We start from the raw sequence: 23,544 nt of genomic DNA, 5'->3' as shown, positions 1-23,544 counted from the left end.
ATTGTTTATCCGCTGTAACTAGCAGAATCGTTCGTACAAAATTATTGGAGAGTGGACAGCATTGGTTTCATCTATTAAAAGGTTTTTAATTGGAAGACCGTTAAAATCAACTGAGTTAGGAGAGCAAAAGCTTAATAAAACGAAGGCGTTAGCCATTTTATCTTCTGACGCATTGTCATCGGTTGCATACGGACCAGAGCAAATTTTAATTGCTTTAGCAGGTCTTGGAGCGATTGCTTATTGGTATTCAATTCCAATCGCTGTTGGGGTATTAGTGTTATTGACAGCCCTTATTTTATCTTATCGTCAAATTATTTTTGCTTATCCTCATGGCGGAGGCGCGTATGTTGTATCAAAAGAAAATTTAGGGATGAATCCAGGGTTAATAGCTGGAGGATCTTTATTAGTCGATTATATTTTAACTGTTGCAGTAAGTGTGTCCGCAGGTACAGATGCGCTCACATCAGCTTTTCCAAGTTTACATGCACATAATGTAATCATTGCGATTATATTTGTTATATTGATTACTATTTTAAATTTAAGAGGGGTAACGGAATCAGCTTCCGTTTTAGCATATCCGGTTTATTTATTCGTTCTAGCACTATTTATATTAATTGGGGTAGGGATATACAATATTTTAACTGGTCACGTTTCACCGACTTTACACACGCCGATTGGAACGCCGGTTGCGGGAATTAGTTTGTTCTTACTGCTACGAGCATTTGCATCGGGTAGTTCGGCTTTAACAGGTGTTGAGGCAATCTCTAACGCAATTCCAAACTTTAAGGATCCTGCACCTAACAATGCAGCGAAAACATTGCTTGCAATGGGTGCATTACTTGCCGTTTTATTTTCAGGAATTGTCTTTTTAGCTTATTACTACGGAATTAATCCAAGTAAGGAAGTAACAGTTGTTTCACAAATTGCTGAACAAACTTTTGGACGTAATTTCATGTACTATTTCATACAAGGTACAACTGCTTTAATATTAATTCTTGCTGCTAATACAGGTTATTCTGCATTTCCACTATTAGCAGTTAACCTTGCAAAAGACAAATTTATACCGAGAATGTTTACGATTAGAGGAGACCGCCTAGGTTACTCAAACGGTATTATTATACTTGGGATAGCTTCGATTATTTTAATTGTAGCTTTCCAAGGGCAAACAGAACATTTAATCCCGTTATATGCAGTAGGTGTATTTATTCCATTTACACTTTCTCAAACGGGTATGGTATTAAAATGGCTTCGTGAAAAACCTGAAGGATGGGCTTTGAGATTAACGGTTAATTTAATTGGTGCAGTTATTAGTTTTATCGTAATGAGCATGTTCTTTTTAACTAAATTTGCACAAGTTTGGTCAATCCTTATTTTCTTACCTGCCATCATCTTCTTGTTCCATAGAATTAAGAAGCATTACGATGCAGTGGGCGATCAATTAAGTTTAAAAACTTGTGAACCACTTGTTCCAATTGAGGGAAATGTAATTGTCGTTCCTGTAGCGGGCATGACTCATGTGGTGGAAAATTCATTGAACTATGCGAAGGCTCTTTCTGCAGATCAAGTTATCGCTGTATATGTTGCTTTTGACAGAGAAGAGGAAAAGAAATTTGAAGAGAAATGGAAGAAGTGGCAACCTGAAGTAAGACTTGTTACCTTACATTCTCACTATAGAAGTATTATTCAACCGCTAACAAAGTTTATTGATACAGTGCAATATAAAGCGAGTGAATCAAATTACCGAGTTACTGTCGTTATACCACAGTTCATTCCGAAAAAAGGTTGGCATAACATTCTTCATAATCAGTCTAGTTTACTCATTCGTGCGTATTTACTCTATAAAAGAAATGTTGTTATTACAACAGTTCCATATCATTTGAAAAAGTAAGAAGATTTTTTAAGGATAGCTTTACGAAAGTGAAGCTATCCTTTTTATGTATACGCTATGCATAATTGCATATGAACCTAAAAGATATATTGATATAATTTTTATATCTATGAGTAAGTAGGAGTTTTTGTTGTGATATATGGATATTTCAATTGAAAAAGTGAAGTGGATTATATTTTGAAATAAGGACAGGAAAGCTTGAAAATAAAGGGAATGAAAATACTTCTTTACGATAGATAAATAGCTGTGTTTAAATGACCTTACAGTACAAAACTTACATGAAAACAAAACGAAATTTCATATTTGCGTACGTTATTTAGCTTAAAATGAATAATATTTTTATGTAATATATTCACTGTGTGAATGTGGAAATGGCTATGAAATAGAAATTTTATACAATGTTATTCATACTAATCACATATGAAATGTTTTAGAACGATAAGTGAGTACTGTAGCAATAAAAGTTGGGAGAGATGGTTCGTATATGAATCACGGTAAGAACGTTCTCTATTTTAACCATCTCAAATTACGTGCAAGAAAATAGAATAATAAAATGCGATAGTAATAGTTGCTAATACATAGGAGGAGTTAAAGTGAAAAAGACTTTAATTACAGGGTTATTGGTTACAGCAGTATCTACGAGTTGTTTTATTCCTGTAAGCGCTTACGCTAAGGGGGGGCAAACAGAAGTGAAAACAGTATATGCACAAAATGTAATTGCTCCAAATACATTATCCAATTCAATTAGGATGTTAGGATCACAGTCACCACTTATACAAGCATACGGATTAGTTATTTTACAACAGCCAGACATTAAGGTAAATGCTATGAGTAGTTTAACAAATCATCAAAAGTTTGCAAAGGCAAATGTACGAGAGTGGATTGATGAATATAATCCGAAGCTAATCGACTTAAATCAAGAGATGATGAGATATAGTACTAGATTTAATAGTTATTATAGTAAGCTCTATGAACTAGCAGGAAACATAAATGAAGATGAAAAGGCAAAAGCAGATTTTACAAGTGCATATGGAAAATTACAATTGCAAGTACAAAGCATCCAAGAGAGTATGGAGCAAGACTTATTTGAGTTAAATCGATTTAAAACGGTATTAGACAAAGATAGTAGCAACTTATCAATTAAAGCTGATGAAGCGATAAAAACGCTACAAGGATCAAGTGGAGATATTGTGAAATTACGAGAAGATATTAAAAGAATTCAAGGGGAAATTCAAGCGGAATTAACGACTATTTTGAATAGACCTCAAGAAATTATTAAAGGTTCTATTAATATCGGTAAACAAGTATTTACAATTACAAATCAAACTGCACAAACGAAAACAATTGATTTCGTTTCTATCGGTACTTTAAGTAATGAAATTGTAAATGCTGCAGATAGCCAAACGAGAGAAGCAGCTCTTCGCATTCAGCAAAAGCAAAAAGAGCTATTACCACTTATTCAAAAGTTATCACAAACTGAAGCAGAGGCAACACAAATTACATTCGTTGAAGATCAAGTAAGTAGCTTTACAGAACTAATTGATCGCCAAATCTCAACTTTAGAAACGTTATTAACGGATTGGAAAGTTTTAAATAGTAATATGATTCAAATTCAAAAGAATGTTGAAGAAGGCACGTATACAGACAGTAGTTTACTACAAAAACATTTCAACCAAATTAAAAAAGTAAGTGATGAAATGAATAAGCAAACAAATCAATTTGAAGATTACGTTACAAACGTTGAAGTACATTAAAAATAAGTAACGATATAGGGAGAGAAGAAAAATGACAAAAAAACCTTATAAAGTAATGGCTCTATCAGCACTTATGGCAGTATTTGCAGCAGGAAACATCATGCCAGCCCATACGTATGCAGCTGAAAGTGCAGTGAAACAGGCTCCAGTTCATGCGGTAGCAAAAGCTTATAATGACTATGAGGAATACTCATTAGGACCAGAAGGCCTAAAAGATGCAATGGAAAGAACAGGTTCAAACGCTTTAGTAATGGATCTGTACGCTTTAACAATTATTAAACAAGGTAATGTTAACTTTGGTAATGTATCGTCTGTTGATGCGGCTTTAAAAGGGAAAGTAATTCAGCACCAGGATACAGCTAGAGGAAATGCGAAGCAATGGTTAGATGTATTAAAACCACAGCTTATTTCAACGAATCAAAATATTATTAATTACAATACGAAATTCCAAAACTATTATGATACTTTAGTTGCTGCGGTAGATGCAAAAGATAAAGCGACTCTTACGAAAGGTTTAACTAGATTATCAAGTAGTATTAATGAAAATAAAGCGCAAGTAGATCAGTTAGTAGAAGACTTGAAGAAATTCCGAAACAAAATGACGTCCGATACGCAAAACTTCAAAGGTGATGCAAATCAAATTACATCTATATTAGCTAGTCAAGATGCAGGAATCCCTCTTCTGCAAAATCAAATTACAACGTACAATGAAGCAATTAGTAAATATAATGCAATTATTATCGGTTCATCAGTTGCGACAGCTCTAGGGCCAATTGCAATTATTGGTGGTGCAGTAGTTATTGCTACAGGTGCAGGAACGCCGCTAGGAGTCGCATTAATTGCAGGTGGTGCAGCAGCTGTAGGCGGTGGTACAGCTGGTATCGTATTAGCGAAGAAAGAACTTGACAATGCACAAGCTGAAATTCAAAAAATAACAGGGCAAGTTACAACTGCTCAATTAGAAGTAGCTGGGTTAACGAACATTAAAACACAAACGGAGTATTTAACAAATACAATTGATACTGCAATTACAGCGTTGCAAAACATTTCAAACCAATGGTACACAATGGGATCAAAATACAATTCTTTACTTCAAAATGTAGATTCAATTAGTCCGAATGACCTTGTTTTCATTAAAGAAGATTTAAACATTGCGAAAGATAGCTGGAAAAACATTAAAGACTATGCAGAAAAGATTTATGCTGAAGATATTAAAGTAGTAGATACGAAAAAAGCTTAATCAAATACGAATCGTTAGAGCGTTACGTATTGATGAAAGATTTGAAGCTCCTGTTCAGTTGTGGGCAGGAGCTTTTTATACCCTTATAAAGAGAATAGGTGAAAAGTATGGAGAAAAGATTTTATAAGAAATGTCTTTTAGCAATAATGATTGCTGGAGTGGCAACGAGTAATGTGCTTCCTTTACATCCTTTTGCAGCGGAACAAAACGTAAAAACATTGCAAGAAAATGCGAAAAACTATTCTCTCGGACCAGCTGGATTCCAAGATGTTATGGCACAAACGACATCGAGTATATTCGCAATGGATTCATATGCAAAATTAATTCAAAATCAGCAAGAGACGGATTTAAGTAAAATAAGTTCCATTAATAGTGAGTTTAAAGGAAATATGATTCAGCACCAACGAGATGCAAAAATTAACGCGGCGTATTGGTTAAATTATATGAAGCCTCAAATTATGAAAACAGATCAAAATATTATTAATTACAATAATACTTTTCAAGCGTATTATAATAGCATGCTAATTGCGATTAATCAAAAAGATAGTGTAAAGTTAAAAGCGGATTTAGAAAAGTTGTATGCGGATATTGTAAAGAATCAAAATGAGGTAGATGTATTATTAAGGGATTTGAAAGCTTTTCGCGATAGAATGGCGAAAGACACAAATAGTTTTAAAGAGGATACAAATCAATTAACATCGATTTTGGCAAGTACGAATGCCGGCATTCCAGCTCTAGAGCAACAAATTAATACATATAACGATTCAATCAAAAAGAGTAATGATATGGTCATTGCTGGTGGTGTACTATGCGTAGCGTTAATAACATGTCTTGCTGGCGGACCGATGATTGCGATTGCGAAAAAAGATATCGCAAATGCAGAAAGAGAAATAGCCAATTTAAAAGATAGAATTTCTGGCGCACAAGCAGAAGTCGCAATTTTGACAGATGTGAAAAATAAAACAACAAATATGACAGAAACAATTGATGCAGCAATTACAGCACTGCAAAATATATCAAATCAATGGTATACGGTAGGGGCAAAATATAATAATTTACTACAAAACGTAAAAGGAATTAGCCCTGAAGAATTTACCTTCATAAAAGAAGATTTAAATACAGCAAAAGATAGCTGGAAAGATGTAAAAGATTATACAGAAAAATTACATGAAGGCGTGGCGAAGTAAACAGTGGACTAGTTCCGCTGTTTATTTTTCATCCTTTTTTGTGAGAGTTGGACTTGTAATTTGATATATAAACTTGCCATGTTTTTTGTTAATGTAGCTTTGGGGTCATGTTTAATCAAATCGATACTAATAACTTAGATAAACTTCTGATCAAGCTTTTTATATTTAATGTTTTAATGAAAAAAGCTATACTGTAAGCAAAATTAAAAATTGGAAAGGAAGTACTAGAACATGGAAAATTATTTGTTATTTATCCTTACAGCAATGTTAATCATAATAATGCCTGGTCCTGGTTTTGCACTAGTTACAAAAAACACTATCTCGCATGGTCAAAATGGTGGGATAAAGACTGTCTTAGGAACGATATCTGGAATGATGATTCATACAATAATGGCTACGCTAGGACTCTCTGCCATCCTAATGAAATTTGCTATGTTATTTACATTTATAAAATATGCTGGGGCTTTTTATTTAATTTACTTAGCTGTTAAGTCAATTAAAAGTGCTTTACATAAAAAAGAAGATATGTCAGGTTCAGTAGAAATGGACTCTAAGGATATTGGGGCAATTAAAAGCTTTAGACAAGGATTTACTACGGCAATTTTAAACCCAAAAACTGCTGTGTTTTTCCTTAGTTTTTTACCCCAATTTATTGTAAGTAATCAAAATCATTTCCTCCAATTTCTTGTATTAGGAGTCACATTTACGACTTTGACAGCAATATGGTATTTACTGTATATCTCACTCATACGCCAATTAAGAACTTTTCTAAGAAAAGAAAGAGTGAACCGTACAGTAGAGGGTATTACGGGCGCAGTATTATTAGTATTTGGAGTTAGATTGTTTTTCCAAAAATAAATATGTATATGAAAAGAGAAATAATCAATAGTGGTTATTTCTCTTATTTACTTATTCTAAAACTACCATTTTACAATTGATTTCATACCTTCATACTAATTTTACACACGTATCTAATTTGAACTTTAAAAATAAGTTCCTCAATAACCTGACCGGTTTGCTTTATAAGAAAAAATCTTACATTATGAGGGTCGGGCTGATAATCGGTAGGGGGATGGACAAAAAACCATTGATTAAAGTGTCATTGCATACATTAAGTGAAGTAGCAGTATAGGCGGATAAAATTCGGTAGTCGAAATTTCTTGCATAAAGCTGTATAATGCTTGTAACGAAAAGGAAATACAGGAAAGGATATGTAATGAGTTACTATGGATAAAGATAAACAACAATTAAGCGTTGAAGTTGCAAGATTATATTATCAATCAGATTATAGTCAGCAAGAAATTGCTAATAAATTAAATATTTCAAGACCGACTATCTCTAGATTATTAAAGTACGCGAAAGAAAAAGGATTTGTTCAAATTAGCATAGCCGATCCATTTGCTGATTTAGATAACGTTGGAAATTTACTGAAAGAAAAGTACAACTTGTTAGAGGCGCATGTCGTTTTTTCACCAGTGCCAGAATATGCAACGATTACAGAGTATATTAGTAAATATGCAGCTGAGTATATGGAAAAGACGGTTAAAAACGGTGATATCGTTGGTGTAAGCTGGGGAATGACGATGTATGAAATCGCTAGAAAAATCGTACCGCAACATGTAAAAGGTGTAGAAGTTGTTCAGTTAAAAGGCGGTATTAGTCATTCGAGTGTAAATACATATGCGAATGAAACGATTGCTTTATTTGCAGATGCTTTTCAAACGACGCCAAGAAATCTACCCCTTCCAGTTATATTTGATAATGCAGTGACAAAAGAATTAGTAGAGCAGGATCGACATATTCATCACATTATCGAAATGGGGAAACAAGCGAATGTTGCAATTTTCACTGTAGGAACAGTGAGAGACGAAGCACTATTATTCCGATTAGGTTATTTCGATATGGATGAAACGAATTTGCTCAAAAAACAATCGGTCGGTGACATTTGTTCACGTTTCTTTGATGGAGACGGAAAGATTAGTAGCGAAGAGATTAATCAGCGTACAATTGGAATTGAGTTAGAAGAACTGAAATTAAAGAAACGTTCTATTTTAGTTGCTGGTGGTAATAGAAAAATAAAAGCAATTGATGGTGCGTTACGTGGCGGGTATGCAAATGTATTAATTATCGATCAGCATACAGCAAAAGAATTGTTACATTATCAAAAAGGTTAGAAATAAAAGGCTTTCTCAAGATGTTAATTTTGAGAAAGCCTTTTATTTTGTTATGTATGAATTATGGGAGTGTTTTTTGAATGCAAATTGCCTTTTTAAAAATAATTATGGATATTGAGATACATACTACCATTGTTAATATAAAAGTTTTGATTTTAAATAGGAATTGTTTCTTAGTTAGAATGCGCTTTATTTACTACAAGAAAATTCCTTTTTGAAAAGAATGAACAAAATTTCAAAAGTGTATTTACATTTGTTCAACTAAGAGTTAGAATGAAGTTGTTAAAAGATATGAGGAGTGAAGATAATGAATATTGCAAAGTTAATTGACCATACAATTTTAAAAGCTAATACTACAAAAGAAGATGTTATGAAAGTAATCGAAGAAGCAAAGGAATATAAATTCGCTTCTGTTTGTATTAACCCTACATGGGTAAAGCTAGCTGCTGAAGAATTAGCTGGACATGATGTAGATGTTTGTACTGTAATCGGTTTCCCATTAGGAGCAAGCACTACTGAAACAAAAGCTTTCGAAACAAAAGATGCTATTGCAAAAGGTGCAACTGAAGTTGATATGGTAATCAACGTAGGCGCTTTAAAAGATGGCGATAACGAGTTCGTTGAAAAAGATATTTATGAAGTAGTACAAGCAGCAAAAGGAAAAGCTCTTGTAAAAGTAATCATTGAAACTTGCCTTCTAACAGATGAAGAGAAAGTACGCGCTTGTGAATTATCAGTTAAAGCTGGTGCTGACTTCGTAAAAACTTCAACTGGATTCTCAACTGGCGGAGCAACTGCTGAAGATATCGCATTAATGCGTAAAACAGTAGGACCAAACGTTGGTGTAAAAGCATCTGGTGGCGTTCGTACACGTGAAGATGCAGACAAAATGGTAGCTGCTGGAGCTTCTCGCGTTGGAGCTAGTGCTAGTGTTGCAATCGTATTAAATGATGCAAAAGGTGCTACAGATAACTACTAATCATTAATGAAGACAAAAGCAATAGATACACAAAGTAAAGTGTATCTATTGCTCTAACAATTGAAAAAAATGTAAGCGGATACGAATGGGAGGAGACGGCTTATGAAATACTTAATTGGTATTTTTGGCCTCGTATTGATTTTAGGTATCGCTTGGCTTGCTAGTAATGATAGAAAGAAAGTCAAATATCGCCCAATCATAACGATGGTTATATTACAATTCATTTTGGGGTTTTTATTATTAAATACAAGTGTAGGGAATATATTAATTAGCGGAATAGCAGATGGTTTTGGAGAGTTATTAAAATATGCCGCAGATGGTGTGAATTTCGTATTTGGTGGATTAGTAAATCAAAAAGAGTTTTCGTTCTTTTTAAGTGTATTAATGCCAATCGTATTTATATCAGCTTTAATAGGTATTTTGCAACACATTAAAGTATTACCTATTATTGTGAAATCTATCGGTCTAGCATTAAGTAAAGTAAATGGGATGGGGAAACTAGAATCATATAATGCTGTTGCTTCTGCGATTTTAGGACAATCTGAAGTGTTTATTTCAGTTAAGAAACAACTAGGGTTATTGCCAGAGAAAAGAATGTATACATTATGTGCATCTGCAATGTCTACCGTTTCAATGTCTATCGTTGGATCATATATGGTGTTATTAAAACCGCAATATGTTGTAACCGCTTTAGTGCTTAACTTATTCGGTGGTTTTATTATCGCTTCTATCATTAACCCTTATGAAGTTACTGAAGAAGAAGATATGTTAGAAGTACAAGAAGAAGAGAAAAAGACTTTCTTTGAAGTATTAGGGGAATACATTATAGATGGATTTAAAGTTGCGATTACAGTAGCAGCTATGTTAGTCGGTTTCGTTGCTCTTATCGCATTCATTAATGCAGTATTTAAAGGTGTAATCGGTATTTCATTCCAAGAAATTCTTGGTTATGTATTTGCACCATTTGCATTTATTATGGGTGTACCTTGGCATGAAGCAGTTAATGCCGGAAATATTATGGCAACAAAATTAGTATCAAATGAATTTGTCGCTATGACAGATTTAGCACAAGGAAACTTTAATTTCTCAGATAGAACGACAGCGATTATATCTGTATTCTTAGTTTCATTTGCAAACTTCTCTTCAATTGGAATTATTGCAGGGGCAGTTAAGAGCTTAAATGAAAAGCAAGGGAATGTAGTCGCAAGATTTGGTTTGAAATTACTTTTCGGTGCAACATTAGTAAGTTTCTTATCAGCAACAATCGTTGGCTTATTATTTTAACAGATTCATATTATATAAAAAGGAATGGTGATTGTAATGAGAATGGTAGATATTATTGCGAAAAAACGTGACGGCAAAGAATTAACGACTGAAGAAATCAAATTCTTTATTAATGGATATACAGACGGAAGTATTCCTGATTATCAAGTGAGTGCACTTGCAATGGCAATCTTCTTTAAAGATATGACAGATCGTGAACGTGCAGATTTAACGATGGCAATGGTGGAGTCTGGAGAAACAATCGACTTATCAGCAATTGAAGGAATTAAAGTAGACAAACATTCAACTGGCGGTGTTGGTGATACGACAACATTAGTATTAGGACCATTAGTAGCTGCTTTAGATGTACCAGTAGCAAAAATGTCTGGTCGTGGATTAGGACATACAGGCGGAACAATTGATAAATTAGAAGCGGTAGAAGGATTCCACGTTGAAATTACGAAAGAGCAGTTCATTGATATTGTAAACCGTGACAAAGTAGCTGTTATTGGACAAACGGGAAACTTAACACCTGCAGATAAAAAAATCTATGCACTTCGTGATGTAACAGGAACTGTAAACTCGATTCCTTTAATCGCAAGTTCAATTATGAGTAAAAAAATTGCAGCTGGTGCTGACGCAATCGTACTTGATGTAAAAACAGGTGCTGGCGCATTTATGAAAACAGAAGAAGATGCAAAAGAATTAGCACATGCAATGGTACGTATCGGAAATAACGTAGGACGTCAAACAATGGCTGTTATTTCAGATATGTCACAACCGCTTGGTTTTGCGATTGGTAACGCTCTAGAAGTGAAAGAAGCGATTGATACGTTAAAAGGTGAAGGTCCAGAAGATTTAACAGAATTAGTACTCGTATTAGGAAGTCAAATGGTTGTACTTGCGAAAAAAGCAAATACATTAGAAGAAGCTCGTGAAATGTTAATTGAAGTTATGAAAAACGGAAAAGCAACTGAGAAGTTTAAAGAGTTCTTAAGCAATCAAGGCGGAGATAGTTCAATTGTAGACAATCCAGAAAAAATGCCACAGGCGAAGTATGTAATTGATGTACCTGCAAAAACTTCAGGTGTTATTTCAAACATTGTTGCAGATGAAATTGGTATCGCAGCTATGCTACTTGGTGCTGGCCGTGCGACAAAAGAAGATGAAATCGATTTAGCGGTAGGATTAATGTTACGTAAAAAAGTTGGCGATGCAGTAAAAGAAGGCGAGCCATTCGTAACAATCTATGCAAATCGCGAAAATGTAGAAGATGTAAAAGCTAAAATCTATGAGAACATTTCTATCGCTGAAACAGCAGTGGCTCCTAAATTAGTTCATACAGTTATTACTGACTAATCATAATTACACTTACTTTAAGGAGGAAATAATATGGATAAGAAAAAATATATTGAAGAAGCAAATAAGATGTTATCGAAAGCATATATTCCGTATTCGAAATTTCCTGTTGGTGCAGCATTAGTTACGAAAGAAGGTAAAATCTATACTGGTTGTAATATAGAAAATGCTTCTTACGGTTTATGTAACTGCGCAGAAAGAACAGCGATCTTTAAAGCAGTATCAGAAGGGGAGCGCGACTTTAGTTACTTAGTTATTACAGGCGAAACAGACGGACCGATTTCACCATGTGGTGCTTGTAGACAAGTAATTGCTGAATTCTGTGAACCGAAAATGCCAGTTTTACTAACGAATGTAAAAGGTGATGAAAAAGAAGTGACTGTTGAGCAATTACTTCCAGGTGCTTTCTCAATAGAAGATTTAAAATAAGTTGAAAAGCCATTCCGCAATGAACTGCACCCCAATTGTTAGACACAGTCTAACAATTGGAGGTGCAGTTTTTTTATGACAAAATTTACGAAGGATTCAAAGTTCAAGCTCGTTCAAGGATTTAATCCAAAAACAATTTCTCAAGCAGAATATGCAAAACAGATGCATATTACAAAGGCACAATTTCAATACTGGTTGCGCTTATATGAACTCCATGGAGAAGAAGGTTTACACGAGGTCTATACAAATTACACCGTAGAGTTTAAACTAAACGTACTAAATTTTATGGCTCAATCGGGTATATCGTTAATGGATACAGCGGCTATATTCATGATTCCTTCTTTTACAACGGTTTATCAATGGAAGAAGCAATTTGAATTAGGTGGCTTAGATGCCCTTGAACCAAAGAAAAAGGGGCGTCCATCCATGAAAAATAAAAACACAAAACAGGATACGAAAAAAATTCCGGCAGAAGGTTCAGTTGAAGCGTTACAAGCTGAATTAGAACGCTTACGTATGGAAAATGGTTGAATGCCTTAGTTCAAAACAAGGAAAAATCACCAAACAAGATAAGGCACAAGTAGTCTATGAATTAAGGCATGAGTTTCAAGTGAAAGAATTAGTAAAGTTAGCGGGTATCCCTCGAAGCACCTATTATTTTTATGTAAAACAAATGGATAGAATCGATTCAGATGCCGAGTTAAAAGTAGAAATCAAAGCGATTTATGACGAACACGAAGGTCGTTATGGATATCGTCGTATTCGTGATGAATTAGCCAACCGTAATCAAATAGTGAATCATAAAAAAGTGCAACGAATTATGAAAGAGTTAGGTTTAAAATGCCTTGTACGTATGAAAAAATATAAATCTTATAAAGGAACAGTTGGTAAAATTGCATCCCATATTTTAGAGCGTAATTTTACGGCAGATGCGCCAAATGAAAAATGGGTAACCGATATTACGGAATTTAAATTATTCGGTGAGAAACTTTATGTATCACCTGTATTAGACTTGTATAATGGTGAAATCATTACTTATACAATTGGCTCGAGACCGACGTATTCACTTGTTTCAGAAATGTTAGAGGTAGCATTAGAATGTTTACCTGAAAATCACCAACTATTGATGCATTCAGATCAAGGGTGGCATTATCAAATGAAACAGTACCGTCACGCATTACAAGAAAGAGGTATCGTACAAAGTATGTCTCGTAAAGGCAACTGTTACGACAACGCAGTAATGGAGAATTTCTTTGGAATCCTGAAGTCTGAATTTCTCTACGTAAAAGAGTTTGAAAGTGTAGAGTATTTCAAAATAGAATTAGAAAAATATATAGATTATTATAATGCAAAGCGGATAAAGGCAAAATTAAAAATGAGTCCGGTGCAATACCGGACTCATTTTTATCAAGCTGCCTAATGAAATAACCGTGTCTAACTTTTAGGGGTCACTTCACAAATATTAATTGTGGAATGGCTTTTTTATTTTCAAAAGTTGAATGTAATATTTTGTTCATATTCCGTTCATAAACTTTCCGTAAAATGATTGCAGCGAATATAGAAAGTTTACAGCAGGAGGAATAGAATGAAGAAATTATATAATGCAGCATTCATTTACTTAATTATCGGTTTATTATCAGGAGTATTTGCAAGAGAGTATTCGAAAGCACAAGGAATTAAAGGATCCACAATGTTGCAATTAGTGCATACACACGTATTGGTGCTCGGCTTCGTCTTTTTTTTAATCGTTTTGGCTCTATTTAAAGTATTTAATGTCCATGAAACAAAGAGTTTTCGTGCATGGTTTGTTGTTTATAATGTAGGATTAATGTTTACTATTGCTACAATGTTATGGAGAGGTCTTCTACAAGTAAACGGAACTGACTTTAACGGTCTAAGCCATATGGCTGGATTAGGTCATGTCATTATAAGTATCGGGCTCGTTTGGTTTATGATTTTACTTAAAAAATCTTTTAAATAGATAGGAGTGGATAGTATGATAGCACTTTTATCAAGTATTGTAGCAGTTTGTATGGCTGTTGGTGTCATGTTTCTTCGCTTTAAAGCAGCGAAAAAACCGGTAACGAAAAAGAAAATTATATTACCACCAATCTTTATGAGTACTGGCGCAATGATGTACTTCTTACCGGAGTTTCGATTAACATCGTTAGAAATAGTAGAGGCGATTAGCATAGGACTTATTTTCTCTATATTGCTTATTAAAACAACTAAGTTTGAAATAAGAAGTGAACATATATATATGAAACCGTCAAAAGCATTCATATTTATTTTAGTCGGATTATTGGCTGTACGAGTAGCGTTAAAATCATATTTAAGTCAATCAATTGATTTAGCAGAGTTAAGTGGAATGTTTTTCTTACTCGCATTTGCTATGATTGTTTCGTGGAGAATTGCGATGTATCGCTCATTTACTAAATTGGAAAAAATAATAAAAAGAGCTGGAATTTCTAAATAGGAATTCCGGCTCTTTTTATGTTTTATACGATTGTTTTTTTAGCTTTGATTTCATTTGCTTAATTTTAAACGTATTTGAGCATCTTGTAATGCGGCTGGTGTAACGTTAAGACCATATTGATCAACAATTTTTGTGTTTAATAAAATGGAATCCAAGCTTCCACGAAATGTTTTTGTATAGTTTTGACGCAACATTTGTTGTTCTTGTTTTTCGTCAACTGTTAATCCAGATGCTTTTTCTTTTTTTGATAATTCGTTAATACGGAATAAAATGTTTTTCATTTTGTTCACCTCTAATTTTAAATTAAATTAGTTACTTACTAATTTATAGTTATTTTAACTTTTTTATATGAATATGTCAAGAAGGGTAAAAGAAAAGTAGACACCCGTATTACAGTAAGTGGGTGTCTACAAGGAAAATATAAAGCTTAGCTTAATTCATGTAAGTGACTAACAAGTTCTGATGTTTTAGAGAAGAACGGTGAATGATCAGCTTCTAAAGTAATAACCTTCGCGCAAGGAGTTTCTGTATTCATTCGGCGCTGAAAATCAATTGGAATCGCTCTATCTAGAGTTGTTTCAATATAAATGCGATCTATAGTTCCGAAGTTTTCTTCAGAAATTTTTAGCTCTTGTTGAAACGGTCCTAGTGGCTGAGGACGCATTTGTTTGAAAGAAGATTCTTTAATAGCTGCATTTTCTGTAGCATTTAAAAATGTTTGTTCAGTCAACTCTGGTATAAGTTCTGCAGTCATGTCATTCTCATTAATTGAGAATTGTGGACCAGCTTCACCATCTAATTTACTACTAAGACTTTCTCCGTTTTGTGGTAAGAATGCGCAAAGATATACTAATTTATCGATTTTATTTGGTATAAGTTCAGCTGTTTGCGTGATTACAATTCCACCCATACTATGTCCAACAAGAATAATTTTTTCATTTTGTTGATCTATAGTAGCTGTTACTGCATTAACATAAGAATCTAGCGTTATATTTTGTGATGGAGTCATATCTTTTCCACTTCCAGGTAAGTCTAGTGTAACAACTGTATGTCCGAAAGCCTCTAGTTGAGGTTTTACTAATTCCCATGCCCATTCACCTTGCCATGCTCCATGTATTAAAATGTAAGTACTCATTTAATCAACACTCCTCTAATGTTTATATGCCTTATTTTTTCGTAATATTGATGATGTATACTTAGTGTATAGGAAGTGGTTTGATAAATATAATGAAGGTTATTTATAGATGATATAAATATCTTTTATATAAGGAGAACAGAATGAACGTTTTTGATTTTAAAGTTTTTAAAAATGTGGCTCGGTTGAACAGCATTAGTTTAGCAGCGAAAGAATTACATATGACACAGCCCGCTATAACTCATATCATAAACAAATTAGAGAAACGATATGCTTTAACTTTATTTGATCGCTCTAGACAAGGAACGATGTTAACTGAAAATGGAAAGGAATTTTTAGTTTGTGTAGATCGACTTCTAATGGAGTATGAAAACCTTGAAGAAACAGTTTTACAATTAAAAAATAGAAGCTTGTATAAGATTGTACTAGCTACGTATCCTTCCGTTACTGTATATTGTTTGGCGGAGTGTATCCAACTAGGTAATATTGATCAAAGTCAGTACGTGCTTGCAGTTCGAGAAGGAAGCTATCAAGAAGTATTAGATTGGCTGTCTTCTGGAAGTGCTGATTTTTCTATTTCTATAAAAGAAAATTTAATACCAGGATTTCATTATGAAGTTATTGGTGAAGATCCTTATGTTATGGTTTCTTCAAAGACAATTCCACCTAACCTTACTATTAAAGAGTTGAAAAATTATCCTTTTATTATGCCGCTTTCTGGTTGTAAAGAAGTACTTGAACCATATTTGATGAAAAATGAAATAACAGTTAATAAAGTGATGGAGTCAGAGTCAATTAGCTCGGCATTAGCACTTACTGTACAAGTTAACGGTATAACAATCGTTCCGTTATCAGGACTGCATAAACAAATCATTCATGACTTTATCGTGCAACCGATAGAAATTAAAATTCCACGACAACTTATTATGCAATGGTCACCTAAAAAAGAGAATGATCCGCTGTTCTTAGCGTTTGTTAAGAATTTACTAAATCAACTACAACAAAAGAAAAAATGATACAAAAGGTAAGCTCATTTCACTGAAGCTTACCCTTTGTATGTATTACCAATAAAGAGTAGTATCATAAAGTCCGATTAATATCAGAAGAACACCGGCTATAAGCTGAATAATTTTCCCTATTTTTCGGCTCTTTTTCAGTAATGCTCCGTTTAATCCGAGGTAGAAGATGATGAACATAAGGACAACGATTGGTAGAGCAGTTCCTATCGAAAAGAATGTTGGAAACAAGTAACCATAATTATATGAGAAAGATAAAGGGATTAACGTTCCAAAAAATAGAACGAACATGGTCGGACAGAAAGCTAAGGAAAAGAAGAATCCAAGTAAAAATGAGCCAACTTCATTTTGTTTTCGTATAAATTTGATCGAGAAGAAACTTCTGCTCTTTATAATACCTGCCAACATTAACCCCATTAAAATTAATAAAGGTCCAATTATTTTTCGTAACCATGGGAAGTACAAAGTTAATGTTTGCTGAAACTCTTTTCCTAAAAACCATACTAGTAGTCCAATCGTTGTAAAAGCTATTATTTTTCCTAAAATGAATAACAATATATGTTTCCATGCATGTCCTTTTTGTAAAGATTGATTGCTATAAAGTGTAACAGCGCTAATGTTTCCTGTTAATTGGCAAGGAGCAAGGGTTCCTACTACGCCTAATAAAAACGGAAATAATAGAGGTACTGATTTCGTAGCACTCGCGACATCCATTAAAGGAGACATGAGTTGATAGCTCCATTCACTAATTGTTGAAAACACGTTATATTCACCTTTCTAATTAAATTGGAATGCGCCCTCCTTAGTAATCTGCTTCCACGTTGTACCATCATCTGCAGAAAGGAACACATTTGCTTTCATTGTAGCAAATACTATTTCAGCTGAATTTTGAGGGTTTTGTGAAATATACATAATTGCATCTTTAGGATCTAAAGGTGGAATTTGTATATTTGTCTCTTCATTTGTAGCAATTGATTTCTTCGTTATTATTTGCTTATTGATAGGGGAGTAAATAACATCTTCATTACTTAATGTAACTGCGGTCGATTCAAGTGATGTAGAGAATAGTTCAAATGTATTTCCGTAATCTGTAGATAAGTAAACACCGTCTTTAGCACTTACCGCGACTACACTAGACTGATCAGGATGTACTGAAAAGGAATGAATTGTACTTGAAAGACCTTTTAACTTACTATTTTTCCATTCTTGACCGTTGTTCGTACTGAAATAAAAGCCTTGTTGCAATTTGGAATTAGGACGCTCATTGTATAAATAAATTGCTTCCGTATTGTATCCGACAGCAAGGTTATGAAAATCAGATTCTCCATAAAAAGCTAGCTTTTCAAGGGTATTACCGCCATCAGAACTTTTCATTAACCCTAAAGGATTTTTTAAATTTGCGCCTGGTGCAGGATGACCGCTGGCAAAGAATCCGTTCTTCGTTGCCTGAAATCCCATATAATCATGTAGCTCAGTCTTAGTTTCAAGCCATTTTCCATTTTGATAAACTTTTATCCCGCTATGAGTGGCGATAGAAACCCCAGGCATATTTCCTGCATAGCCAATTCCGTGAATGTGCTCGATTTTTCCAAATGTAGTTTCCTTATAGAAGTTTTGCGAAATTGTATTTGCTGTTTCTGCGTTGCTAGAACATCCTGTAATGAACAATAAAGAAGTAATTGCTAATCCTGTTGCTACATAATGTTTCAAAGTAGTAGCTCCTTTCCTATATATGAGATTTTAAGTATATGGAATAAATGTCAAGAAATTGTGGAGTGGTATGCATAATTTCGATTGTAAGTGGTCCTAGTAATGAAAAATTTCCTTTCACTATGAGTACTATTAATTGACGAAAAATTATAACAATAATAGAATGAATTGTATTGGGTAATTAGATTTACCAGTATACATAGAACGCTAGGGGGAATATTATGAAATCAACATTTTTTGCTCAAAATAGAGAACGATTAGTAAACACATTACCAGATGAATCTATTACTATTTTATTTGCTGGACAAGCACCTCATATGTCAGCGGATGCACATTATAAATTTGTGCCGAATCGAAATTTTTACTATGTAACAGGAATCGAGGAACCAAATGTTATTTTCATGTTGAAGAAGTTTGGAAATAGTGTTGAAGAAACACTGTTCATTGAAAAATCGGATCCAGTCATGGAAAAATGGGTCGGTAAAACAGTTTCTAACAAAGAAGCAGAGAAAATTTCAGGTATAAAGAAAGTTGTATATTTAGATAGCTTTGAAAAGACAATTTCAAATATACTTTTTACAGAAAATGTGAAGCATCTATATTTAGATTTAGAGCGTCGTGAGTGGAATGGTACGGAGACCAAAACGCATGCTTTTGCTAAACATGTAAGAGAACAGTATCCACACGTTTTAATTGGTAATGTATATCCGAATATTTGTGAATTACGAGTGTTTAAAACAGAAGAAGAAGTTGAAATTATTAAAGAAGCGATTGCTGTAACGAAAGAGGGCATTTACAACGTACTTAAGCATGCAAAAGCAGACATAATGGAGTATGAATTAGAAGCTCAGTTTGATTTCACATTGAAGTCATCTGGCATTAAGCATCATGCATTCAATACGATTTTGGCAAGTGGGAAAAATGCTACAGTTCTTCATTATGAAGATAATGATGCACAAATTCAAAATGGTGATTTAGTACTGCTAGATTTAGGCGCTCAAAAAGATTACTATAATGCTGATATTAGTTATACATTCCCGGCAAATGGAACATTCTCTAGTCGCCAAAAACAAATGTATAATATTGTATTAAAAGCATTGAAAGAAACAACAGAACTCATTAAGCCAGGAGTAAAGTTTGCTGAATTAAATGAGCATACAAAAAAGGTACTAGCAGAAGAGTGTAAAGAAATTGGTTTAATTCAAGAAGACGAGGAACTATCTAAATACTATTATCATGGTGTTAGCCATTTCCTTGGTTTAGATACGCATGATGTAGGGACATACAAAGATAGAGTATTAGAAGAAGGCATGGTTATAACAATTGAACCTGGTCTTTATATTGAAGAAGAATCAATTGGAATTCGTATTGAAGATGATATTCTTGTAACGAAAGACGGACATGAAAACTTGTCAAAAGATATTATTAGAGAAGTTAAAGAGATTGAAGCGTTTATGAGAGAAAACAATGTAAATGTAAAAAAGGATGAAGTTGTTACGAAATAATCATTAGAAGAGGCGCTCAATTTTGGGCGTCTTTTTATTTTGTTCATTTTAAACCTCGATATTTTTTCGAAAAGCATTTTCTGTTTATAAATCTGATTATGTTCCAAAACCAAACATTCCTAATAAGCCAGATTAATATGAAGCAGTTATCCTATGGATAGCTGCTTATTCATTTTCGGTGCAAGTATCAATGTATATGTTGATCATGCCCAGGTGAAGGTGGGGGAGTATGATCTGGGAATGTCACGAATACGGCAACGATAATTATCACACTAATTGATAGTAATAACAAAAAACGCCGTTGAATAAAAGTAGAAAAGGTGTCTGATAAAAGTTGAATCATACATGACATAGTTATTGTTATAGTAAGTAAAAGACTAATAAACAGTATACTATGAGCTTGTTGAGCGTTTAACATTTCTGTAATCATTGCTCCCATCATACTTGCCATTAATCCAGAGAACATTCCTTCTAAAGCAGTATATAGGTGAAAACGTAGACCGACTAAAAAACCGATACAACTACTAATCAAAATCGCAAGCAAAGTAGAATATAGTAATTCACCTTTAAAAAGAATACCTAAATAAAAACCGATACTTAAACCCGTACTCATACTAAAAGACATAATAAATACCATATACTCCATTAGGGTACCCTTGCGTTTAGATATATATGATGTAATAAGAATCGAGATACAACAAAGTGTTAAGGCGGTTAAGGTGTAAGCGAACATTATGATACCTCCCTGTCCTATCATTCATTTCATCATATGTTCATATGGAGAGTACTTATGCTTATGTATATCTGCATATTATCTGCACAATTTCATAAATGTAAGCAAGAAGGCTTCTGATTTTTTGGGACGTCTTTTTAATTATGAGCATGTGAATGTAAGAGTTAAATGAAGAGTTTCTATTGTGAAGCCATAAAGAATAAGCGTATAATATTATAGGTCTCCCATTTGCGAGACAAACCGCGAATGATAAATAAGATTGTTGTTTTATCATCGCTTCTAAACAGATAGACAATGAAAGTAACACTGGAATACAGATAGGGAGTTATAAAATGAAATTAATTATTGCCGAGAAACCAGATCAAGGTTTGGCTCTTGTTTCACAATTTAAATACCGCCGGAAAGATGGATATTTAGAAGTAGAAGCGAATGAGTTATTTCCAAATGGAGCGTACTGTACATGGGCAATTGGTCATTTGACGCAGTTATGTAATCCAGAGCATTATCACGCAGAGTGGAAAAAATGGTCACTTAATACGTTACCAATGATTCCTGAACGTTTTCAATTTGAAGTAACAAAGTCAAAGTATAAGCAATTTAATGTTGTGAAACAGCTGTTACATAATCCTCAGGTAACAGAAATTATTCACGCGGGCGATGCTGGGCGTGAAGGGGAATTGATCGTACGAAATATTATTAATCTTTGTAACGTGCAAAAGCCGATGAAGCGTCTTTGGATTTCTTCTTTAACGAAACAAGCTATATACCAAGGATTTAAAAATTTATTAGATGAAGCAGATACAATTAATACGTACTATGAGGCGTATACAAGGTCATGTGCGGACTGGGTCGTTGGTATGAATGCATCGCGTGTCTTTAGTATTTTGCTAAAGAAAAAAGGAATGAACGATGTATTTTCAGCTGGTCGTGTACAAACACCGACACTCGCATTAATTGTAAAGCGTGAAAAAGAAATAGAGAACTTTAAGTCTGAGCCGTTTTGGGAAGTGTTCGCAACCTTTAATATAGAAGGAAAGAAGTATGAGGGGAAATGGGAGAAGGATAGTGAATCCCGCTTACAAGACCCTGATATGGCAAATAAAATTGCAGCATTTTGCCAAGGGAAACCGGCCGTAGTAAAAGAAATGAAAACGGAGCGTAAAGAGTTTCAGCCGCCGTTTTTATTTAATTTATCAGCACTGCAAGCGACAGCTAATAAAGCTTTTAAATTTTCACCGAAAAAGACGCTTGATATAACACAAGCACTATATCAAAAAGGAATAGTTTCTTATCCTCGTTCGGATTCTAACTATGTTACACAAGGAGAAGCAGCGACGTTCCCTGATATTTTACAGAAGTTAAGTCAGTTTGATGAATATAAAGGTTTATTACCAGCTCCAGTTGAATCGATTATGAATAATAAGCGTTATGTGAATGAAAAAAAAGTGACAGATCACTACGCTATTATTCCGACAGAGCAAGTTACAAATCCAAGCAAACTATCAGGTGATGAAAAGAAAATTTACGATATGATCGTAAGAAGACTGATTGCGGCGCATTATGAAGTAGCAATCTTTGACTACACAACGATTACAACTCTTGTAGATGAACGTGCTGAATTCATTTCAAAAGGAAAACAGCAAATTCAAGAAGGTTGGCGTAAAGTTATTTTCCAAGACGATAAAGATGACGAAACAATTCTTCCAATTGTCGCAGAAGGTGAACAAGGAAAAGTTGTAAAGGTGAAAGTGAAAGAAGGAAAAACACAGCCGCCGAAGCGTTATACAGAAGGACAACTTATTACGTTAATGAAAACGGCCGGTAAGTATTTAGAGAATGAAGAGCTGGAGAAAGTATTAAAGAAAACAGAAGGTTTAGGTACTGAGGCAACGCGTGCGGGTATTATTACGATGCTGAAAGATCGTAAATATATAGATGTGCAGAAAAATCAAGTGTACGCAACCGATAAAGGGAAAGTATTAATTACCGCAATCGGTGATAAAATACTAGCTTCACCAGAAATGACAGCGAAATGGGAGCAGCGCCTTGCGGAAATTGGTGAAGGCACAGCATCACCAGCTACATTTATGGAGCAAACGAAAAAGCTATCAGCTAAAATTATTGAAGATGCAGTGGAAATGTATGAGAAATGGGATTTCACTGGACTACATGTTGAATCGATTGAACGAAAAGGATCGAAATTTACAACAGGGAAAAAGGTTGGTAGCTGTAAAAAATGTGATGGCGATGTGATTGATAAGTCAACGTTTTACGGTTGTTCTAACTACAACACGACACAATGTGATTTTACCATTTCGAAGAAAATATTAAGCAAAACAATTTCGCAAAAGAATATGACAAAGCTTTTAAAAGGTGAGAAGACCGATTTAATTAAAGGCTTTAAAAAGGGCGAGAAAACATTTGATGCGAAGTTAGAGTGGAAAGATAATAAGATGAATTTTGTGTTTGAGAATTAAGTGGTGTCAATAAATAAAAAAGTTCTTTCTTGAGTAAAAGCTTCTGTAACAGACTAGGTTTGAAAAAATATTTATAGAAAAGAAAAAGCATGACAAATTTATGTCATGCTTTTTCTACAATTAGTCAAGCTATATTTATCTGGAACATCTGGGTATGAAGGTGCATTGTATATGGTGGAAACAATTTTCCACCATATTAATTTAATATAGCTTGGTCCA

At 34.0% G+C, this 23,544-nt stretch carries 20 protein-coding genes and 1 pseudogene; 16 read left to right on the top strand and 5 right to left on the bottom strand.

From position 1 onward, the window contains the following. The first annotated feature begins 61 nt into the window (after positions 1–61). The 13 genes and pseudogenes from FS802_RS04765 to FS802_RS04705 all read left to right on the top strand — a co-directional run bounded on the left by FS802_RS04765 (position 62) and on the right by FS802_RS04705 (position 14,749). Positions 62–1,888, top strand: a complete 1,827-nt coding sequence (locus FS802_RS04765; protein ID WP_000254869.1) for an APC family permease — start codon at positions 62–64, stop codon at positions 1,886–1,888. Positions 1,889–2,481: 593 nt separating this feature from the next. Beyond that, complete coding sequence (gene nheA, locus FS802_RS04760) at positions 2,482–3,642, top strand: non-hemolytic enterotoxin NHE subunit A (protein ID WP_098720570.1); 1,161 nt, start codon at positions 2,482–2,484, stop codon at positions 3,640–3,642. A 31-nt stretch (positions 3,643–3,673) separates the two neighbouring features. Beyond that, on the top strand, positions 3,674–4,882 hold the full coding sequence (gene nheB / locus FS802_RS04755; RefSeq protein ID WP_000162959.1) for a non-hemolytic enterotoxin NHE subunit B: 1,209 nt from the start codon (positions 3,674–3,676) through the stop codon (positions 4,880–4,882). 107 nt (positions 4,883–4,989) lie between these two features. After that, a complete protein-coding gene (gene nheC / locus FS802_RS04750; RefSeq protein ID WP_078183607.1) occupies positions 4,990–6,069 on the top strand; it encodes a non-hemolytic enterotoxin NHE subunit C in 1,080 nt (359 codons plus the stop codon). A 231-nt stretch (positions 6,070–6,300) separates the two neighbouring features. Next, positions 6,301–6,927, top strand: a complete 627-nt coding sequence (locus FS802_RS04745; RefSeq protein ID WP_078183606.1) for a LysE family translocator — start codon at positions 6,301–6,303, stop codon at positions 6,925–6,927. A gap of 368 nt (positions 6,928–7,295) precedes the next feature. Then, positions 7,296–8,243 carry a DNA-binding transcriptional repressor DeoR gene (locus FS802_RS04740; protein WP_048543254.1) on the top strand — a complete coding sequence of 316 codons (948 nt, stop codon included), beginning with the start codon at positions 7,296–7,298 and terminating at the stop codon, positions 8,241–8,243. A gap of 307 nt (positions 8,244–8,550) precedes the next feature. Next, the gene (deoC, locus tag FS802_RS04735) at positions 8,551–9,222 is read left to right on the top strand and encodes a deoxyribose-phosphate aldolase (protein ID WP_001017444.1); all 672 of its coding nucleotides are present in this window, start codon (positions 8,551–8,553) and stop codon (positions 9,220–9,222) included. Between the two features lie 102 nt (positions 9,223–9,324). After that, positions 9,325–10,506: a NupC/NupG family nucleoside CNT transporter gene (locus tag FS802_RS04730; protein ID WP_000876170.1), complete on the top strand. Its 1,182-nt coding sequence runs from the start codon at positions 9,325–9,327 to the stop codon at positions 10,504–10,506. Between the two features lie 36 nt (positions 10,507–10,542). After that, on the top strand, positions 10,543–11,844 hold the full coding sequence (locus FS802_RS04725; protein WP_001983022.1) for a pyrimidine-nucleoside phosphorylase: 1,302 nt from the start codon (positions 10,543–10,545) through the stop codon (positions 11,842–11,844). A gap of 33 nt (positions 11,845–11,877) precedes the next feature. Continuing rightward, positions 11,878–12,273, top strand: coding sequence for a cytidine deaminase (locus FS802_RS04720; RefSeq protein WP_000358539.1), 396 nt, complete (start codon positions 11,878–11,880; stop codon positions 12,271–12,273). Positions 12,274–12,348: 75 nt separating this feature from the next. Continuing rightward, positions 12,349–13,693, top strand: a pseudogene (locus FS802_RS04715) (IS3 family transposase). Positions 13,694–13,858: 165 nt separating this feature from the next. After that, positions 13,859–14,254 carry a DUF2871 domain-containing protein gene (locus tag FS802_RS04710; protein WP_098275097.1) on the top strand — a complete coding sequence of 132 codons (396 nt, stop codon included), beginning with the start codon at positions 13,859–13,861 and terminating at the stop codon, positions 14,252–14,254. A 15-nt stretch (positions 14,255–14,269) separates the two neighbouring features. Further along, positions 14,270–14,749, top strand: a complete 480-nt coding sequence (locus FS802_RS04705; RefSeq protein WP_000561059.1) for a CcdC family protein — start codon at positions 14,270–14,272, stop codon at positions 14,747–14,749. 50 nt (positions 14,750–14,799) lie between these two features. Here FS802_RS04705 and FS802_RS04700 read toward each other — a convergent pair whose 3' ends face one another. Beyond that, the gene (locus FS802_RS04700; RefSeq protein ID WP_000789778.1) at positions 14,800–15,030 is read right to left on the bottom strand and encodes a DUF896 domain-containing protein; all 231 of its coding nucleotides are present in this window, start codon (positions 15,028–15,030) and stop codon (positions 14,800–14,802) included. A gap of 146 nt (positions 15,031–15,176) precedes the next feature. Then, entirely contained in the window at positions 15,177–15,884 is a 708-nt protein-coding gene (locus FS802_RS04695; RefSeq protein ID WP_000109161.1) for an alpha/beta fold hydrolase, read from the bottom strand. Positions 15,885–16,027: 143 nt separating this feature from the next. On the opposite strand from FS802_RS04695, the gene FS802_RS04690 reads away from it, so the two are divergent. After that, positions 16,028–16,900, top strand: a complete 873-nt coding sequence (locus FS802_RS04690; protein ID WP_001100316.1) for a LysR family transcriptional regulator — start codon at positions 16,028–16,030, stop codon at positions 16,898–16,900. A gap of 45 nt (positions 16,901–16,945) precedes the next feature. On the opposite strand, the gene FS802_RS04685 is transcribed toward FS802_RS04690, so the two are convergent. Both FS802_RS04685 and FS802_RS04680 read right to left on the bottom strand, forming a co-directional pair. Then, complete coding sequence (locus FS802_RS04685; RefSeq protein ID WP_222129163.1) at positions 16,946–17,662, bottom strand: urease accessory protein UreH domain-containing protein; 717 nt, start codon at positions 17,660–17,662, stop codon at positions 16,946–16,948. 15 nt (positions 17,663–17,677) lie between these two features. Beyond that, the gene (locus tag FS802_RS04680; RefSeq protein WP_078183604.1) at positions 17,678–18,610 is read right to left on the bottom strand and encodes a F510_1955 family glycosylhydrolase; all 933 of its coding nucleotides are present in this window, start codon (positions 18,608–18,610) and stop codon (positions 17,678–17,680) included. Positions 18,611–18,831: 221 nt separating this feature from the next. On the opposite strand from FS802_RS04680, the gene FS802_RS04675 reads away from it, so the two are divergent. Next, complete coding sequence (locus FS802_RS04675) at positions 18,832–20,115, top strand: aminopeptidase P family protein (protein WP_078183603.1); 1,284 nt, start codon at positions 18,832–18,834, stop codon at positions 20,113–20,115. Between the two features lie 187 nt (positions 20,116–20,302). Here the strand turns inward: FS802_RS04675 and FS802_RS04670 are convergent, their stop codons facing one another. Then, a complete protein-coding gene (locus FS802_RS04670; protein WP_078183602.1) occupies positions 20,303–20,848 on the bottom strand; it encodes a hypothetical protein in 546 nt (181 codons plus the stop codon). A gap of 332 nt (positions 20,849–21,180) precedes the next feature. Between FS802_RS04670 and topB the strand changes: the two genes are divergently transcribed. Then, a complete protein-coding gene (gene topB, locus FS802_RS04660) occupies positions 21,181–23,325 on the top strand; it encodes a DNA topoisomerase III (protein WP_078183601.1) in 2,145 nt (714 codons plus the stop codon). Positions 23,326–23,544 lie beyond the last annotated feature (219 nt).

It is taken from the genome of Bacillus sp. DE0042 (assembly GCF_007680225.1).
In the GTDB taxonomy this organism is placed as follows: domain Bacteria; phylum Bacillota; class Bacilli; order Bacillales; family Bacillaceae_G; genus Bacillus_A; species Bacillus_A wiedmannii.
The sequence above is the reverse complement of the archived record's forward strand: the minus strand, read 5'-3'. Positions and strand labels throughout refer to the sequence as shown.

Coding starts and splice junctions, on each gene's coding strand:
- topB (WP_078183601.1), top strand. CDS start 21,181: ATGAAATTAATTATTGCCGAGAAACCAGATCAAGGTTTGGCTCTTGTT.
- FS802_RS04700 (WP_000789778.1), bottom strand. CDS start 15,030: ATGAAAAACATTTTATTCCGTATTAACGAATTATCAAAAAAAGAAAAA.
- nheB (WP_000162959.1), top strand. CDS start 3,674: ATGACAAAAAAACCTTATAAAGTAATGGCTCTATCAGCACTTATGGCA.
- FS802_RS04720 (WP_000358539.1), top strand. CDS start 11,878: ATGGATAAGAAAAAATATATTGAAGAAGCAAATAAGATGTTATCGAAA.
- FS802_RS04705 (WP_000561059.1), top strand. CDS start 14,270: ATGATAGCACTTTTATCAAGTATTGTAGCAGTTTGTATGGCTGTTGGT.
- FS802_RS04675 (WP_078183603.1), top strand. CDS start 18,832: ATGAAATCAACATTTTTTGCTCAAAATAGAGAACGATTAGTAAACACA.
- FS802_RS04745 (WP_078183606.1), top strand. CDS start 6,301: ATGGAAAATTATTTGTTATTTATCCTTACAGCAATGTTAATCATAATA.
- FS802_RS04690 (WP_001100316.1), top strand. CDS start 16,028: ATGAACGTTTTTGATTTTAAAGTTTTTAAAAATGTGGCTCGGTTGAAC.
- FS802_RS04710 (WP_098275097.1), top strand. CDS start 13,859: ATGAAGAAATTATATAATGCAGCATTCATTTACTTAATTATCGGTTTA.
- FS802_RS04740 (WP_048543254.1), top strand. CDS start 7,296: ATGGATAAAGATAAACAACAATTAAGCGTTGAAGTTGCAAGATTATAT.
- FS802_RS04670 (WP_078183602.1), bottom strand. CDS start 20,848: ATGTTCGCTTACACCTTAACCGCCTTAACACTTTGTTGTATCTCGATT.
- deoC (WP_001017444.1), top strand. CDS start 8,551: ATGAATATTGCAAAGTTAATTGACCATACAATTTTAAAAGCTAATACT.
- FS802_RS04725 (WP_001983022.1), top strand. CDS start 10,543: ATGAGAATGGTAGATATTATTGCGAAAAAACGTGACGGCAAAGAATTA.
- FS802_RS04730 (WP_000876170.1), top strand. CDS start 9,325: ATGAAATACTTAATTGGTATTTTTGGCCTCGTATTGATTTTAGGTATC.
- nheC (WP_078183607.1), top strand. CDS start 4,990: ATGGAGAAAAGATTTTATAAGAAATGTCTTTTAGCAATAATGATTGCT.
- FS802_RS04695 (WP_000109161.1), bottom strand. CDS start 15,884: ATGAGTACTTACATTTTAATACATGGAGCATGGCAAGGTGAATGGGCA.